The 16,412-nt window shown below is 64.1% G+C and carries 14 protein-coding genes; 11 read left to right on the forward strand and 3 right to left on the reverse strand.

The window, feature by feature from the left end; genetic code table 11:
• The first annotated feature begins 34 nt into the window (after positions 1-34).
• The 3 genes from MU516_RS14965 to MU516_RS14975 are packed head-to-tail and all read left to right on the forward strand — an operon-like array spanning position 35 to position 2,422.
• Positions 35-799, forward strand: a complete 765-nt coding sequence (locus MU516_RS14965) for a glycosyltransferase family 25 protein (RefSeq protein WP_260278087.1) — start codon at positions 35-37, stop codon at positions 797-799.
• A 13-nt stretch (positions 800-812) separates the two neighbouring features.
• Positions 813-1,607 carry a hypothetical protein gene (locus MU516_RS14970; protein ID WP_260278088.1) on the forward strand — a complete coding sequence of 265 codons (795 nt, stop codon included), beginning with the start codon at positions 813-815 and terminating at the stop codon, positions 1,605-1,607.
• A complete protein-coding gene (locus tag MU516_RS14975; RefSeq protein WP_260278089.1) occupies positions 1,592-2,422 on the forward strand; it encodes a glycosyltransferase family A protein in 831 nt (276 codons plus the stop codon). The genes MU516_RS14970 and MU516_RS14975 overlap by 16 nt, the downstream gene beginning before the upstream one ends.
• A 63-nt stretch (positions 2,423-2,485) precedes the next feature.
• On the opposite strand, the gene MU516_RS14980 is transcribed toward MU516_RS14975, so the two are convergent.
• Positions 2,486-3,139, reverse strand: a complete 654-nt coding sequence (locus MU516_RS14980; protein WP_260278090.1) for a peroxiredoxin — start codon at positions 3,137-3,139, stop codon at positions 2,486-2,488.
• 175 nt (positions 3,140-3,314) lie between these two features.
• On the opposite strand from MU516_RS14980, the gene MU516_RS14985 reads away from it, so the two are divergent.
• The gene (locus MU516_RS14985) at positions 3,315-4,766 is read left to right on the forward strand and encodes an aldehyde dehydrogenase family protein (RefSeq protein ID WP_425606866.1); all 1,452 of its coding nucleotides are present in this window, start codon (positions 3,315-3,317) and stop codon (positions 4,764-4,766) included.
• Between the two features lie 137 nt (positions 4,767-4,903).
• Positions 4,904-6,991: a hypothetical protein gene (locus MU516_RS14990; RefSeq protein ID WP_260278091.1), complete on the forward strand. Its 2,088-nt coding sequence runs from the start codon at positions 4,904-4,906 to the stop codon at positions 6,989-6,991.
• A gap of 7 nt (positions 6,992-6,998) precedes the next feature.
• Here MU516_RS14990 and MU516_RS14995 read toward each other — a convergent pair whose 3' ends face one another.
• On the reverse strand, positions 6,999-7,700 hold the full coding sequence (locus MU516_RS14995) for a response regulator transcription factor (protein WP_209057713.1): 702 nt from the start codon (positions 7,698-7,700) through the stop codon (positions 6,999-7,001).
• Positions 7,697-9,562, reverse strand: a complete 1,866-nt coding sequence (locus MU516_RS15000; protein ID WP_260278092.1) for a hybrid sensor histidine kinase/response regulator — start codon at positions 9,560-9,562, stop codon at positions 7,697-7,699. Before MU516_RS15000 ends, MU516_RS14995 begins: the two co-directional genes overlap by 4 nt.
• Positions 9,563-9,787: 225 nt before the next feature.
• Between MU516_RS15000 and MU516_RS15005 the strand changes: the two genes are divergently transcribed.
• The 6 genes from MU516_RS15005 to MU516_RS15030 all read left to right on the forward strand — a co-directional run bounded on the left by MU516_RS15005 (position 9,788) and on the right by MU516_RS15030 (position 16,375).
• Positions 9,788-11,764 carry an AMP-binding protein gene (locus MU516_RS15005; RefSeq protein WP_260278093.1) on the forward strand — a complete coding sequence of 659 codons (1,977 nt, stop codon included), beginning with the start codon at positions 9,788-9,790 and terminating at the stop codon, positions 11,762-11,764.
• Positions 11,761-12,021: a hypothetical protein gene (locus tag MU516_RS15010; RefSeq protein WP_260278094.1), complete on the forward strand. Its 261-nt coding sequence runs from the start codon at positions 11,761-11,763 to the stop codon at positions 12,019-12,021. The genes MU516_RS15005 and MU516_RS15010 overlap by 4 nt, the downstream gene beginning before the upstream one ends.
• Positions 12,022-12,025: 4 nt before the next feature.
• Positions 12,026-12,844 (forward strand): ABC transporter ATP-binding protein, encoded by an 819-nt coding sequence (locus MU516_RS15015; protein WP_260278095.1) that lies wholly within the window; start codon positions 12,026-12,028, stop codon positions 12,842-12,844.
• Positions 12,845-12,865: 21 nt separating this feature from the next.
• Entirely contained in the window at positions 12,866-13,852 is a 987-nt protein-coding gene (locus MU516_RS15020; protein ID WP_260278096.1) for a branched-chain amino acid ABC transporter permease, read from the forward strand.
• Between the two features lie 108 nt (positions 13,853-13,960).
• A complete protein-coding gene (locus MU516_RS15025) occupies positions 13,961-15,037 on the forward strand; it encodes a branched-chain amino acid ABC transporter permease (RefSeq protein WP_260278195.1) in 1,077 nt (358 codons plus the stop codon).
• A gap of 51 nt (positions 15,038-15,088) precedes the next feature.
• Positions 15,089-16,375: an ABC transporter substrate-binding protein gene (locus MU516_RS15030; protein WP_260278097.1), complete on the forward strand. Its 1,287-nt coding sequence runs from the start codon at positions 15,089-15,091 to the stop codon at positions 16,373-16,375.
• Positions 16,376-16,412 lie beyond the last annotated feature (37 nt).

Consider the following 16,412-nt stretch of genomic DNA (forward strand, 5'->3'; position numbering starts at 1 on the left):
CCGGGGTTACGAGGCTGTCACAAGAGGCCCGCAGGTGCGATCCGAGTCGAACGAACTGCTGTCGATCTTCGACCGCATCTACATCATCAACCTTGCGCATCGCGATGACCGCCGCCGCGAGATGGATGCTGAACTGCGGCGCATCGGACTGAGCCTCGATCACCCGGCCATCCGCATGTTTCCGGCCAGTTTCCCGCCAGATCAGGGCGATTTCCCGACGCGTGGCGCGCGCGGCTGCTTTGAAAGCCAGCTTGGCGTGCACCGGGCGATCCTGGCCGACGGGGTCACCCGCGCCCTGATGCTGGAGGACGACGCCAGCTTCGTGCCGGATTTCCGCGCGCTGCTGGCCGCGATTGGCGACGACCTGCGCTGGGTCGATTGGGACATGCTGTATTCGGTGTCGCCGCTTGACCAGCAACCGGGGGACGAGGCGGTGGGACGGCATCTGCTGCGGCTGTCGCCGGACCACACTTTCCCGCTGGCGCATTTCGTCGGCTTCAGCCGCCGGTTTTCCGAAACCGCCGTTCCCTATCTTGAGGCAATCTACGGGCGCAAACCGGGCGATCCGGCGGGCGGGCCGATGCATGTCGACGGGGCCTATTGCTGGCTGCGGGCGGATCGCCCCGACCTGACCATTTTGGGCACCCGCAAGCCGCTGGCCGTGCAGCGATCGTCGCGCAGCGACATCGCCGAGTTGCGGTTCTGGGACCGGCTGCCGGTGCTGCGGCAGGTGACGGCGGCGGCGCGCAGGTCGCCTGCCGTGCTGCGGATGCTGCACATGCTGCGCGGACGAAAATGAAAGGCCGGATGCGATGACCGAAGAAACCGTCAACGTCCTGTGCATGCGCTGGGGCACGATCTACAGTTCGGACGATGTGAACCGGCTGGCCGCGCAGGTGCGCCGCCACCTGCCGCGCCCGCATCGGTTCGTCTGCTTCACCGACGATCCGACCGGGCTTGATCCCCGCATCGAGGCGTTGCCACTGCCCGAGCTGGGCCTGCCGCCGGGGCATGGCGATACGCGTTGGCGCAAGCTGGGCCTGTTCCGCCGCGATCTGGGCGGTCCCGATGCGCCGCTGACGGGCACGGCGCTGTTTCTGGACATCGATCTGGTGGTGGTGGACGATTTGTCGCCGTTCTTCGATCTTCCGGGCGATTTCTTCATCATTCGCGACGATGACCTGTTCCGCAAGAAACCTCTGCGCAAGATCAACCCGGCCCGCGACCGGTTCCTGCACAGCGTCGGCAATTCCAGCGTCTTCCGTTACCGGATCGGCGATCACGCATATATCCTTGACGCCTATCTGGCTGATCCTGCCGCCGCGACCCGCGATTACGAGATCAGCCAGCAGTTCCAGTCGGCGCAACTGGCCGCGAACGGGCATCTGCATTACTGGCCCAAGGGGTGGTGCGTCAGCTTCAAGAACGATTGTGTGCCGCGCAACCTGGCCAGCTATCTGCGCGACCCCATGCTGCCAGAGGGTGCGAAGATCGTGCTGTTCGCGGGCGCGCCGAAAATGGAGGATGTTTTCGCCGGTCGCGGCCATAAATGGTATCGCCGCATCGGTGATATCGGCTGGCTGCGCAAGGCATGGGAAAACCCGTGATCCGGTCGGCGTTCCGCGCGTGGAAGCATGGCCGCCGCGAGGCGCGGGCGCTGGCCGAGATCGCGGCGCGGCCCGAAGGTGGCGGACAGGCGCATGGGCTGGGGTCCGAACTGGTGGTGTCGCTGACCAGCTATCCTGCGCGGTTCGGCACCTTGATGCCGACGCTGCAGGCGATCCTGCGCCAGACGGTGCGCCCGGATCGGGTGATCTTGTGGCTGGCTCCCGAGGATATCGGTGAACTGCCCCCGGAAATTCGCGCCCTTGAGCGGCTGGAGATCCGTGGCGCGCCGAATTTCCGGTCCTACACCAAGATCGTGCCGACGCTTCTGGCGGCGCCGGGCGCCCATATCGTGACTGCCGACGACGACTGCTACTATCCCGTCGACTGGCTGGAACGGCTTGTCGGGGCGGCACGGGACGGGGCCGCGATCGCCTGCCTGCGTGCGCACAAGGTGGTCATGGCAGGGCCGGGCCAGCCCGCGCCCTATGAGGAATGGCAACATAATCTTGCCGCACCGGCGCGCGGTCCGGATGTCTTCCTGACTGGCGTTTCCGGGGTGATCTATGCCCCGGATGTGTTTCATTCCGACGTGACGCGTGACGATCTGTTCACGCGGCTGGCGCCTTCGGCTGACGATGTATGGCTTTACTTCATGCACCGCCTTGCCGGGGTCGAGGCGCAGAAGATCGGCGGGCGGGCGCGGATTCTGGAATGGTCGGGATCACAGGCCGGAAACCTGCGCACGGCGAACAGGCAGAACAGCGGCAACGATGCGGCCATCGCGGCGATGATCGGGCATTACGGCTGGCCCTGACCGCAAACGCCCCGCCGATCGCGGGGCGTTTGGTGGCCGGTCTGGGCCGCGGATCGGCAGGGATCAGGCGGGGTCTTTGGCAAAGCGCAGATAGGGCAGGCGGATGTCCAGCGCGCCGAACTTCTCTTCTGCGGCCTTGTCGTCCAGCGACAGCGCCACGATCACATCCTGGCCCGGCACCCAGTTGGCGGGGGTGGCCAGCGGCACGCCGTCGGTCTTGATGACCGCGTCCAGCGCACGCAGGATCTCGGCGAAGTTGCGGCCGATGGACATGGGATAGGTCATCATCAGCCGCACCTTCTTGTCGGGGCCGATGATGAACACGCTGCGCACGGTCGCACTGTCGGCGGGGGTGCGGCCATCGGGCAGATAGGCCTCGGCGGGCAGCATGTCATAGGCCTTTGCGACGTTCAGCGACGTGTCGTCGATGATCGCGAAATTCGCGGGCGTGCCGGCGAACTGGGCGATGTCGTTCTTCCATTTCTTGTGGTCGTCGACCGAGTCGACCGAGATCCCCAGAACCTTGGTGTTGCGCTTTTCAAATTCGGCGGCCAGTTGCGCGACGGCGCCGAATTCGGTCGTGCAGACCGGAGTGAAGTCCTTGGGGTGGCTGAACAGGATCGCATAGCTGTCGCCCAGCCAGTCGTGAAAGCGGATTTCGCCTTCGGTCGAATCTGCGGTGAAGTCCGGGGCGATATCGTTGATGCGCAGGGCCATGGGACGTCCTTTCCGGTTGGTTGCGTTGCCCTGAACATATGCGCCGCGCCGGGGATTGCCAGAGGTCCGGGCGTGACAGATTGACAGGGCCTTGGGCGAAGTGCCGCGCGCTGCGGCCTTGCAGACGGCAGGGCGCGGTGCCACCTTCCCAGCAACAGCCTACAGGAGGACAGCGATGAACACGCTGCTGGACAAGCGCAAATTCTATATCGATGGGACATGGGTCGACCCGGTCAGGGCCAACGATCTTGAGGTCATCGACCCCTCGACCGAAGAGCCGGTGGCGGTGATCAGCCTGGGCGATCAGGCCGATACCGACGCTGCGGTCGCCGCCGCCAAGCGCGCCTTTCCCGCATGGTCGCGCACCAGCCCGGCCGACAGGCTGGCCCATGTCGAGAAGATCCTCGAGGTCTACAAGAGCCGGGCCAAGGACATGGCGTGGGCGATCAGCCATGAAATGGGCGCGCCGCAGGACATGTCGCTGGAAGACCAGACCGGGGCCGGGATCTATCACATCAAGAATTTCATCAACGCGTTCAAGGACTTCCAGTTCGTCAGGCCGCTGGGTGACCACGCGCCGACCAGCATGACCGCGTGGGAGCCCGTGGGCGTGGTCGGCCTGATCACACCCTGGAACTGGCCGATGAACCAGGTTACGCTGAAGGTCATCCCGGCGCTGCTGGTCGGCGATACGGCGGTGCTGAAACCGTCCGAGATCGCGCCGCTGTCCTCGATGGTATTCGCCGAGATCATCCACGAGGCCGGGTTGCCGAAGGGCGTCTTCAATCTTGTCAACGGCGACGGGACGGGTGTCGGCACGCAGTTGTCCACCCATCCCGATGTCGAGATGATCAGCTTCACCGGCTCGACCCGCGCGGGAATCGCGATCACCAAGGCCGCTGCCGACAGTTTGAAGAAGGTCTGCCTTGAATTGGGCGGCAAGGGCGCGAACATCGTGTTTGCGGATGCCGACGACAAGGCGGTGGCGCGCGGTGCGACGCATTGTTTCTATAACAGCGGCCAGTCCTGCAACGCGCCCACGCGGATGCTGGTTGAACGGTCGGTGTATGATCGCGCGGTCGAGACGGCGGCGAAGGTCGCCAACGACACCGCCGTGGCCGCGGCCCATCAGCCGGGCGCGCATATCGGCCCGGTTGTCAGCAGGGGGCAGTGGGAAAAGATCCAGGATATGATCCAGACCGGCATAGACGAGGGCGCGCGCCTGGTCGCCGGCGGACCGGGCCTGCCCGAGGGCGTGAACCGCGGCTATTTCGTGCGGCCGACGGTTTTCGCGGATGTCAGCAATGACATGGCCATCGCGCAGCAGGAAATCTTCGGACCGGTGCTGTCGATCATTCCCTTCGACAGCGAGGAAGAGGCGATCCGGATCGCCAATGACACGCCCTATGGTCTGACCAACTATGTCCAGACTCAGGACGGCGCGAAGCGCAACCGGGTGGCAAGGCAGTTGCGGTCGGGCATGGTCGAGATGAACGGCATCTCGCGCGGCGCTGGTTCGGCCTTCGGCGGCGTCAAGGCATCGGGCCGCGCCCGCGAGGGCGGCGTCATGGGCCTTGAGGAATTCATGGACAGCAAGGCGATCAGCGGCTGGGACCGCGACGCCTGAACCCCTGTGCGAGCAGGTCGCGCGAAAACGCGGCGGTGTTGGCCGCCGCGCTTTTTCCGGCTTTTGGTGGGACGGCTGCGATATGGCCATGATCCTGCCGGTCTGCTAGCGATGTTTCGACACATCAGGGCAGGGGCGTGATGGGGCTTTTCGAATGGGTTCGCCGCGCGCACGGCGATCAGGGCAGGCGCGCAATGGTCCGTGCGCTTGAGACGGCGGGGGTCGTGCCGACACCTCTGGGACTTTGCCTTTCGGGTGCTGATAGCCGGCGGATTTTCGTGATCTCGAACGGCGAACTGGACTGTGCGGACCGGATTGCCCGACAGGCAAGCGACCGCGACCTCGTGGTTCAGTTCAACGGTTGCCGGCATTTCGACAGCTTCCAGGGTTCGGCGGCCGAACTGATCTATTTTCTGCATGTCCGGCCGGTCGGGGGCCGGATCATCGGCGGCGACGTGCTGGCCCGGCGGATCGGCAGGAATGACTTCACACAGGGGCAGCCCGTCGCGATCGCCTGCCACGGCAGCCGCTTCGTCAGCCCCGATGCGATCGCGCGGGCAAACGACCAACGCCTTCCGCTGCTGGATTACGATGCGCTGATCGCGGAATCGGCCGCTGCGATCCCGGCGCGGATCATCCCGTCGATCGGCTTCACCGCCGTTCTTCTGCTTCTGCACATCAACCGGCTTCGCGTCGCCTGCGGACTGCCCGCGCATCAGATCGTGCTGGCGGGCTTTACCGGTGCCTATCCGCATGCCGTATTCGTTCGCCACGATTTCGCATTCGAACAAGCCTATTACGAAGGCAGGCGCGATCTGTTCTGCGTGGATCAGGATGCGCAGGTGGTGCCCTATCGTCCCGCCGATGATCGGGTGCGGTCGAACCTGCGGAACATGATTCCTCAGGGGTTCGACTTCATGCATGCCGACAGATCGTCGCTGATGAACCTGCTTTCAAAATCGGCGTTCCACGAGGGCGATACCGAATTGTCGGCCGAACTGACCAGATATGCGCTGTGGTTCGAGCCACGTCATGTCGGCAGGAACCTGCGTCTTCTGCTGGATGCAGAGGTCGCGGCCGAGGATCATCAGGATTATTCCGACGCGCAGGTGCAGGTGATCGTGCCGCAGAAACCGGACGGATACCGGCTGATGCCCTTGAAAGGGGCAAGCCGGATTCTGGAACCCGTCGATTTCACCGTGGGAATGCGCGCGTTCGACCAGCGTTTCGGTGATCACGGCGCCTATTCCGTGCGCGGGTCCGACACCATGCGGAGGGTCCTGATCCTGAACCACACGGTCTGGCTGAAGCCCAATGCCCAGCATCTTGGTTGCCGGATCGTGTCCGAGCGGATCGAGCAGGAACTGACCGTGCGTGGCTTCGAGATCGCCGGATGGGCAAACAGCCTTGAGGGGCTGAACAGGATCCTGTCGTCCGACCCCGACCTGGATTTCGATACTGTCGTCATCAACGGCGAAGGCACGCTGCATCACGCAAGGCCGCGGGCGTTCGAGATCCTGATGATGGGGCAGGCCCTGGCACGGCGCGGAAAGGCCGTGCATCTTGTGAACTCGATCTGGGAAGAAAACCCCGCGCATTTCCTTGAACCCGTTCGGCAGTTCCGGTCCGTGACGGTTCGGGACCGTGCGTCTGCGGCGGCGCTTGCGCGGGCGGACATCAGGGCCGGCTATGTCCCCGACCTGTCCTGGAGCCATCCTGTGCTGCCAGCCGGGTCCAACGGCGACAGCGCGGGGATACGGGTTCAAGACAATGTCCTGCGCGACAGTTGCAGGATCCTTGCTGACGCGGCGCGCAAGACCACCAGCCCGTTCTTCGTGATGGGTCGGCATCTGTTCGAGATTCAGCAGGAAATCATGTCGGGCGGCGATCCTCTGCGGCTGCCCAAGGTTCTCGAACCGGAGGATTTTCAGGATGCGGGCTTCTGGATCAGCGGCCGCTATCACGGAACGATCCTTGCGCTGCGTCATCGCCAGCCGGTCGTGGCGCTGGAATCGAACACCGCCAAGCTGCGGCAGCTTGCCGAAGAAATCGACCTGCCCGACATCCTGATCGGGACACCAGAGGATGGGAATGCGGGCCGCTTCTGGGATCTGGCGCGTCGGCAACTGGACAGCTATCCGGCTGGCTGGATGGCGCGGGTCGAGGCATTCGAGGATCTTGCCCGGCGCAGTGCCGCCGAGATGTTCGACCGGATTGCCGACTGATCCCCGCTCATCCTGTTTCGGCCAGAAAGATGTAGCCCGCGCCGTAGATCGTCTTGATCAGGCGCGGGTTCTTCGGGTCTTCGCCCAGCTTGGTGCGCAGCCGCGAGATCCGCACATCCATCGCGCGATCGAAGCTGTCGCCCGCCGCTCCGCCAAGGGTTTCCAGCATCTGGCTGCGGGTGATTAGCCGGCGGGGATTGTCGGTGAACATCCTCAGAACCTCGGCCTCGGCATGGCTGAGCGGGGTTTCGCGCCCGTCGGGCGCGATCAGCAGGTAGCGGTCGAAATCCGCCGTCCAGCCCGCAAACCGCACCGTGCTGCTGCTGCCGCGCGGGGTCTGTGCGGGGCGGCGCAGGCGGGCGCGGATGCGCGCCACGACCTCGGCCGGCTCGAACGGCTTGATGATGTAGTCATCTGCGCCCAGTTCCAGCCCGGTTACCCGATCCTGCACCTGGGCACGTCCCGAGATGATGATGATCGCCGCACCCGATTCGGTGGCCAGCCGGTGGACCAGCGCCAGCCCATCGCGGTCGGGCAGGCCAAGGTCGATCAGGCAGGCATCGGGGGTGATGCGGCGCAGTGCGGCCTCGAATTCGGTGGCGCGGGCAAAGCTTTGGGTGCGGAAACCGGCATCTTCCAGCGCCGCCGACAGAAGCCTGCGAATCTCGGGCTCGTCATCCAGAATGGCGATCAGCGGGGTGTCGGTCATGCGGGCATCCTTGCATCTGCCAGCGCCGTAGCAAGCCGGGCGGGCGTGAAGGGTTTGGTCAGCACCGGCACGGTGGCACCGGCGCGAAGCGGGTCCGTGGCGGGCAGCGAGGTCATCAGCACGACCGGCAGACCCGAAACCAGATCAAGGCCCAGCCCGTCGCCAAGCTGGATGTCCGACAGGATCATCGTCAGGCCGGGCAGGTCGGTCATGCTGCGCGCTTCGTCAAGGCTGGCGGCTTCCAGCACGGCGTGGCCCAGCCCTGTCAGCATCTCGCGGATATCGGCGCGAATCGTGTCGTCATCCTCGACCAGCAGCACCATCTGGCGCGCGACAGGGCGCAGCGGCAGGCGCAGCGTGACACGCGCGCCGCTGTCGGTGTTGTCCAGCCGCATCGTGCCGCCGACCAGCTTTGTCTGGTCATAGACCATCGACAGGCCAAGCCCCGAACCCTGGCCCTTCTTGGTCGAGAAGAACGGCTCGGTCGCGCGGGTCAGCGCCTCGTCCGAGAAGCCCGGCCCGGTGTCGGTGACACCCAGTTCGATCCATTCGCCACTGACGCGGGCGGTCAGGGTGATGCAGCCCGGCCCGTTGATCGCCGCGTTGGCGTTCAGGATCAGGTTCAGCAGCGAATCCTGCAGCGCGCCGGGGTCCAGCAGCACCTGGTCCTTGGGCAGGTCCAGACGCAGGATCAAGGTGGTGCCCTTGGTCAGCGAGGGGCGCGCCAGCGTGCCAAGATCGCGCAGCAGCGCGGGAAGATCGACGGGCTGCAGCGACAATTCGCGCTGGCCGCTGATTTTGGCCAGCCGGTCCAGCAAGGTCGCGCCACGCCGGGCGGCGGCCAGCGTCGCCTGCACGTCCTGCGCGGCGGCGGCGGGCAGGTTCAGCGCCGCCAGCCGGCCCTGCAGCCCCAGGATGATGGTAAGAAGATTGCCGAAATCATGCGCCATCCCCGAGGTCAGCTGCGCGGCCAGACTGCGCTTGCCGGCATGGGCCAGCGCCTCGCGGGCCTGCACCTCGGCGCTGACATCGGTCGACAGGATATAGACGCCTTGCCCCGCCCTGTCGGGGGTCAACGCGATGCGGATGCGGCGGCCCGAGGTCGGGTGCGTGATCTCGAACACCTGCGGATCACCGGCCAGCGCCTTGTCCAGCCAAGGCTGCAACGTGGCGAACGTCTCCGTTCCCAGCGCGTCCCTGACGGTCTGACCGACGATCTCGCCCGCCGCACCGGGAAAGATCGACGGGAGGCGGCGGTTCGAGAAGGTGTAGCGGTAATCTGCATCGACATGCGCGATGTGGGCCGGAACCATTTCCGTCACCTGACGGGTCCGCGCCTCGGTCCGGGTCAGGACACGCTGCGCCTCTTGCAGGGCGGCGTTGGTGGCGGCCAGTTCGCGGTTGGCAGCGGCCAGGCGTTCGGCGTGATCCAGAACCTGTTCGCTAAGTTCCTCGGACCGGGCGCGCAGCAATGCTTCCTGCCGCTTCATGTCGGTGATGTCAGTATAGACCGTCACCCAGCCGCCCTGCGACAACGGCGCGCCCTCGACCGCGACCCAGCGGCCATTCGCGCGCATCCGTTCGAAATAATGCGGCTGAAAGGTCCGGGCCTGTTCCACGCGGAACGCCACGGCGGCGTCCGGATCGTCCTGTGGGCCGTATTCGCCGCGTTCGACCAGAAAACGGATCGTATCCTCGAAGCTGGTGCCGGGGCGGGTCAGCGGTTCGGGCAGGTCGAACATGGCCTGATACTGATCATTGGCGACGGCCAGCCTCAGATCGGCGTCGAAGATCGACAGCGCCTGACCGATCAGGTTCAGCCCGGACCGGGTCAGATCGGCGCGCAGCCGTTCCGATGTCATCGATGCCGTCCGCTGGTTTCAGGGCGCTGCCCCATGCTTTCGCGTGTCACGTCGGATCCTCCCCTGCGCAGCGATAGCACTGCGGCGCGATCCGCAAAAGCGCCGTAACATTTCGTTGGATTTCCGAAAAACTGCGGCAATGATTGGCGGCAACAGTGGGCGCGTCCGGGGCACGGAGGAGGTGTCCGGGACAACGCGGCAAGAGACCGCGACAAGGGAGGAAACATGACGGACCCGCAGGCGCCGACCGGCGAATTGCATTCGATTCCTGCGCTGCTGGCGCGGAACGTGGGCCGTTTCGGCAATCGGCCGGCCTATCGCGAAAAGGAATTCGGCATCTGGCAAAGCTGGACCTGGGCCGAGGCAGCCGATGAGATCCGCGCCCTGGCGCTGGGGCTGCTTGTCCTGGGCCTGAAGCCGGGTGACTATGTGGCGATCATCGGGCGCAACCGGCCCGCCCATTACTGGGGCATGATCGCGGCACAGATGTGCGGGGCCATTCCGGTGCCGCTGTATCAGGACGCCGTCGCCGAAGAGATGGCCTATGTGATGGATCATTGCGGCGCGCGCTTTGTTCTGTGCGGCGATCAGGAACAGGTCGACAAGGTGCTTGAGGTCGAAGAGACCGTGACCGGCATCGAACAGATCATCTACACCGACAAGCGCGGGATGCGGAAATACGACCATGCGCGCATGAACGCGCTGTCCGATGTGCAGGACGAAGGTCGGGCTGCGGCGCAGCGTCTGGGCGCCGAATTGGACGCACGGATCGCGGCGCTGGATTACGACAGCACCTGCGTGATGCTGTATACCAGCGGAACCACCGGCAAGCCCAAGGGCGTGGTGCTGTCGAACCGCAATATCATCGAGACCTCGAAGAACAGCGCCCAGTTCGATCATCTGAGCCAGCGCGAAGAAATCGTCGCCTATCTGCCGATGGCCTGGGTGGGCGATTTCATCTTTTCGGTCGGGCAGGCGCTGTGGGCGGGGTTCACGGTGAACTGCCCCGAAGGCGCGCATACGATGATGACCGACATGCGCGAGATCGGGCCGACCTATTTCTTCGCGCCGCCGCGCGTTTTCGAGAACCAGCTGACTACGGTGATGATCCGCATGGAGGATGCCGGACGCGTCAAACGCTGGCTGTTCCGGCATTTCATGGACGTCGCGCGCCGCGTTGGTCCGGCGCTGCTGGACGGCAAGCAGGTCGGGACAGGCGACAGGCTGTCCTATGCGTTGGGCAATCTGTTCGTCTATGGTCCGCTGAAGAATACCCTGGGCCTGTCGCGCGTTCGGGTCGGCTACACAGCGGGCGAAGCGATCGGACCCGAGATCTTCGATTTCTATCGCAGCCTGGGCATCAACCTGAAGCAGCTTTATGGCCAGACCGAGGCATCGGTCTTCATCACCCAGCAGCCAGACGGGCAGGTGCGGTCCGACACGGTCGGGGTGCCCAGCCCGGGCGTCGAGGTCAGGATCGCCGAGAATGGCGAAGTCTTCTATCGCAGCCCCGGCACCTTCGTCGAATACTACAAGAATGCCGACAGCACCGCCTCGACCAAGGACGCGCAGGGCTGGGTGGCGACCGGCGATGCGGGGTTCTTCGAGGATGCGACCGGGCACCTGCGGATCATCGACCGCGCCAAGGATGTCGGGAAGATGGCCGACGGCAACATGTTCGCGCCCAAATATGTCGAGAACAAGCTGAAGTTCTATCCCAACATCCTGGAAGCGGTCGTGATCGGCAATGGTCGCGATTACTGCACGGCGATGATCAATATCGACCTGAACGCGGTCGGCAACTGGGCCGAGCGCAACAATATCGCCTATGCCAGCTATCAGGAACTGGCCGGACATCCGCAGGTCTATGCGACGATCAGGGAGCATGTGGAGGCGGTGAACAGATCCGTCGCCGAGGATCCGATGCTGTCGGGCTGCCAGGTCCACCGGTTCCTGGTGCTGCACAAGGAACTGGACCCCGACGACGGCGAAATGACGCGGACGCGCAAGGTCCGCCGCGCGGTCATCAACGACAAGTTCGCCGATCTTGTCGCCGCGCTCTATGACGGGTCGGACAGCATCTATACCGAAACCGAGGTCACCTACGAGGATGGCCGCAAGGGCAAGATCACCGCGACGCTGAAGATCGAGGATGCGCAGGTCTTCGGCGATGCGCAGGGGCAGAAGGTGGCGGCGGAATGAACAGGGCGGTGATCACCTACAAACCCAGCTATGTCAGCGGCGGCCTGATCGCGCTGGCGGGTCTGGTCCTGGCCTGGTTGCTGCCGGGCTTCCTTCCGGCCTGGATGAGCGATCTTGTCGCCGGCGCGCTGACCGGCGGCTTCGGCGTGGCCGCCGCCAGCCGGCTGTGGCCGGGACTGCCGCTGAAACAGATGATCCAGTACGGCCCTGCCGTGGCGCTTTACGGCGTCATCATCGGCCTTATCGCGGGGAGCTGAGCCGATGTTGGACAAGACCGAAGGCTACAGCACCGCCGATGGCCGCCAGATCGGTGGCGTGCTGATGGAAATGAAGAACATCACGCTGCGCTTTGGCGGTGTGGTCGCGATCAAGGATATCAGCTTCGACATCCGGCAGGGCGAGATCCGCGCGATCATCGGCCCGAACGGCGCCGGCAAGTCGTCGATGCTGAACGTGATCTCGGGCTTTTATCATCCGCAAGAGGGCGAGGTCTGGTTCAAGGGCTATCGCCGTGGGCCGATGAAACCCTATGAGGTTGCGCGGCTTGGCATTGCGCGCACCTTCCAGAACATCGCGCTGTTTGACGGAATGAGCGTGCTGGACAACATCATGACCGGCCGCCTGAACCGGATGAAATCGGGGCTTCTCAGCCAGGCGCTGTGGTGGGGCGCCGCCGAGCGCGAGGAAAACGAGAACCGCGAGCAGGTCGAGAAGATCATCGACTTTCTGGAAATCCAGAACATTCGCAAGACGCCGGTCGGGCGTTTGCCCTATGGCCTGAAGAAGCGGGTAGAACTTGCGCGCGCGCTGGCCGCCGAGCCGCAGATCCTTCTGTTGGACGAGCCGATGGCCGGCATGAATGTCGAGGAGAAAGAGGACATGTCCCGCTTCATCCTGGACGTGAACGACGAATTCGGCACCACCATCGCGCTGATCGAACACGACATGGGCGTGGTCATGGACCTGTCCGACAGGGTGGTGGTGATGGATTACGGCCGAAAGATCGGTGACGGCAACCCGGACGAGGTGCGGCGCAATCAGGACGTGATCGACGCCTATCTGGGGGTGGCACATGACTGACGACACCAAGCGAGGGACCGAATGATGGACCAGTTCTTCTTTGCCGCCGAGGTGCTGGCGAACGGGCTGATGACAGGGGTCATGTATGCGCTGGTGGCCCTTGGCTTCGTGCTGATCTTCAAGGCGTCGGGCGTGTTCAACTATGCGCAGGGTGTTCTGGCACTGTTTGCGGCGCTGACGCTGGTCGGTATCCAGCAGGGGCAGATCCCCTTTGCGCATCTGATCAACGCGGCCTTCGGCACAAGTCTGCATCATTTCGGCTGGACGGTGCCTGCGGTGCTGGCCATCGCGCTGACCGCCGGGGTGATGGTGGCTCTGGCCTTCCTGATCGAAAAGCTGGTTCTGCAGCATTTGGTCGGACAGGAACCGATCATCCTGTTCATGGCCACGATCGGGCTGGCCTATTTCTTGGAAGGCCTGGGCGACGTGATGTGGGGCGCGGACATCAAGACGCTGGATGTCGGGCTGCCGCAAGGCATCTCGGACAGCATTGAGGGCGCGACGGCCGAGTGGTTCGGCTATGGTTTCTTCATCGACCGGCTGGATATCTGGGCCACCGTGATCGCGGCGTTGCTGGTCGCGGCGCTGGTCGCGTTCGCGCAATACACCAAGCAAGGCCGGGCGATGCGGGCCGTGGCCGACGATCACCAGGCGGCGCTGTCGGTGGGCATCAGCCTGCGCTTCATCTGGGTGATGGTCTGGTCGATCGCGGGCTTCGTCGCGCTGGTCGCGGGCATCATGTGGGGCACCAAGTCGGGCGTGCAGTTCAGCCTGTCGCTGATCGCGCTGAAGGCGCTGCCGGTGCTGATGCTGGGTGGCTTCACCTCGATCCCCGGTGCCATCGTCGGTGGGCTGATCATCGGCGTGGGCGAAAAGCTGTTCGAATTCTTCATCGGTCCGATGGTCGGCGGCGCGACCGAGAACTGGTTCGCCTATGTGCTGGCGCTGATCTTCCTCGTCTTCCGGCCACAGGGCCTGTTCGGCGAACGCATCATCGAGAGGGTCTGAAGATGGCGCGCGAGGCTGATGGAAGAACCGGTATTTGGACAACGACGAAGCCGACAGCTTCTTCGCATGAATACACCAATGACATGACGGATGTGGCGGGAGGCTTCGATGCTGTATCGTGAGGCGGGCGATTTCAAGACGACCTATCGCGACGATGGCCAGACCTTTCCGATCCGGCTGGATCGCTGGGGATACTATGTCACGCTGGCTGTGGCGTTCGGCATCATCCCCTTCGTCATCAACGATTACTGGGCCAGCGCGGTTTTCGTGCCGTTCCTGATCTACGCGATCGCGGCACTGGGGCTGAACATCCTGACGGGCTATGCCGGACAGGTCAGCCTTGGCACGGGCGGATTTATGGCGGTCGGTGCCTATGCGGTCTACAAGCTGATGACTGCGTTCCCCGACATCAGCATCGTCATCCACATCCTGCTTGCCGGCGGGATCACCGCCATGGTCGGGGTGCTGTTCGGCCTGCCCAGCCTGCGCATCAAGGGATTCTACCTGGCCGTCGCGACGCTGGCCGCGCAGTTCTTTCTGGTCTGGCTGTTCAACAAGGTGCCGTGGTTCTACAATTATTCGGCCTCGGGCCAGATCACCGCGCCCGAGCGGACGATCCTGGGACAGGCGGTGACGGGACCGGCCAGCACGGCATCGGCGAAATATCTGATCTGTCTGGTCTTCGTCTTCGCGCTGGCCTGGATCGCGCGCAACCTGACGCGCGGCACGCTGGGGCGCAAGTGGATGGCGATCCGCGACATGGACATCGCGGCCGAGATCATCGGCGTGAACCCCCTGACCGCCAAGCTGTCGGCCTTTGCCGTCAGCAGCTTCTTCATCGGCATCGCTGGGGCGCTGCTATTTGCGGTCTATCTGGGCGCGGCCGAGGTCGGCGAGGCCTTTGGCATCAACAAAAGCTTTCTGGTTCTTTTCATGGTCATCATCGGCGGGCTGGGCAGCATTTTCGGAAGTTTCGCCGGCGCCGCATTCATGGTGATGATGCCGGTCTTCCTGAAGAACGTTCTGGTCGGCTCGCTGGGGTGGCCCACCGATCTGGCCGCTCATATCGAATTGATGATCGTCGGCGCGCTGATCGTGATGTTCCTGATCGTCGAGCCGCACGGACTGGCACGGCTGTGGTCGTTGACCAAGGAAAAGCTGCGGCTGTGGCCGTTCCCGCACTGACCTGAACAAGACCGGGCAACCGGCAGAAGACAAAATTGGGAGGAGACCCGAATGAAGACCAAACTGACCGCTTTCGTGTTGGCCGGCATGGTGACCGCCGCGCCCGCGCTGGCCGACCTTGTCGTGCCCAATCTCAGCTATCGGACCGGTCCCTATGGGGCGAACGGGACGCAATATGCCGATGGTTTCAACGACTATTTCACGCTGCTGAACGAACGCGATGGCGGCATCGGCGGCGAGATCATCCAGGTGCCCGAATGCGAGACCGCCTATAACACCGAAAAGGGCGTCGAGTGTTACGAGGCCACAAAGGATACGGGCGCGCTGGTCTATAACCCGCTGTCCACCGGCATCACATATCAGCTGATCCCCAAGGTTGGCGTGGACAAGAAGGTTCTTTACACGCCGGGCTACGGGCGCACCTCGGCGAAGAACGGCAAGGTGTTCGAGTGGGTCTTCAATGCCCCTGCGAACTACTGGGACGGTGCCTCGGTCGCGATCAAGTATCTGCTGGAGGAGAACGGCGGAGACCTGTCGGGCAAGAAGATCGCGCTGGTCTATCACAACAGCGCCTATGGCAAGGAGCCGATCCGCACGCTGGAAGAACTTGCCGCCAAGCACGGGTTCGAACTGAACGCGATCCCCGTCGAGGCGCCCGGGCAGGAGCAGAAATCCCAGTGGCTGCAGATCCGTCGCGACAAGCCGGACTATGTCCTGATGTGGGGCTGGGGCGTGATGAACCAGGTCGCGATCCAGGAAGCCGCCAATATCCGGTTCCCGATGGAGAATTTCATCGGCATCTGGTGGGCGGGTTCGGAAATCGATGTCGGACCGGCGGGTGCGGGGGCCGATGGCTACAAGTCGCTGACCTTCAACGGGGTCGGCATGGACTACCCGCTGTATGACGATCTGAAGACCCATGTTCTGGATACGGGCAAGGCCAGCCAGGGCGGCGAACATGTCGGCTCGGCCGTCTATTCGCGCGGCATGTATGCCGCTGTCGTCATCGCCGAGGCGATCCGCAAGGCGCAGGAACTGGCCGGAACGGCGCAGATCAATCCCGAGCAGCTGCGTGAGGGGTTCGAGAATCTTGAGATCAGCACCGAGCGCCTGGCCGAAATCGGCCTGCCCGATTTCGGTCCCGAGATCGCGCTGAGCTGTTCCAATCACGGTGGCAGCGGTATGGCTCGGATCCAGCAATGGGACGCCTCGGCCAAGACCTGGAACCTGATCACCGAGTTCACCGAGCCCGACAACGAGGTTCTGGATCCGCTGATTGCCGCCGATTCCGAGGCCTATGCCAAGGAAGCCGGGATCACCCCGCGCGAGTGTAACTGATCACCGTCCCCGGCGGCCTTGCGCCGCCGGGGCACCG

It is taken from the genome of Paracoccus maritimus, from assembly GCF_025195095.1.
In the GTDB taxonomy this organism is placed as follows: Bacteria; Pseudomonadota; Alphaproteobacteria; order Rhodobacterales; family Rhodobacteraceae; genus Paracoccus; species Paracoccus maritimus.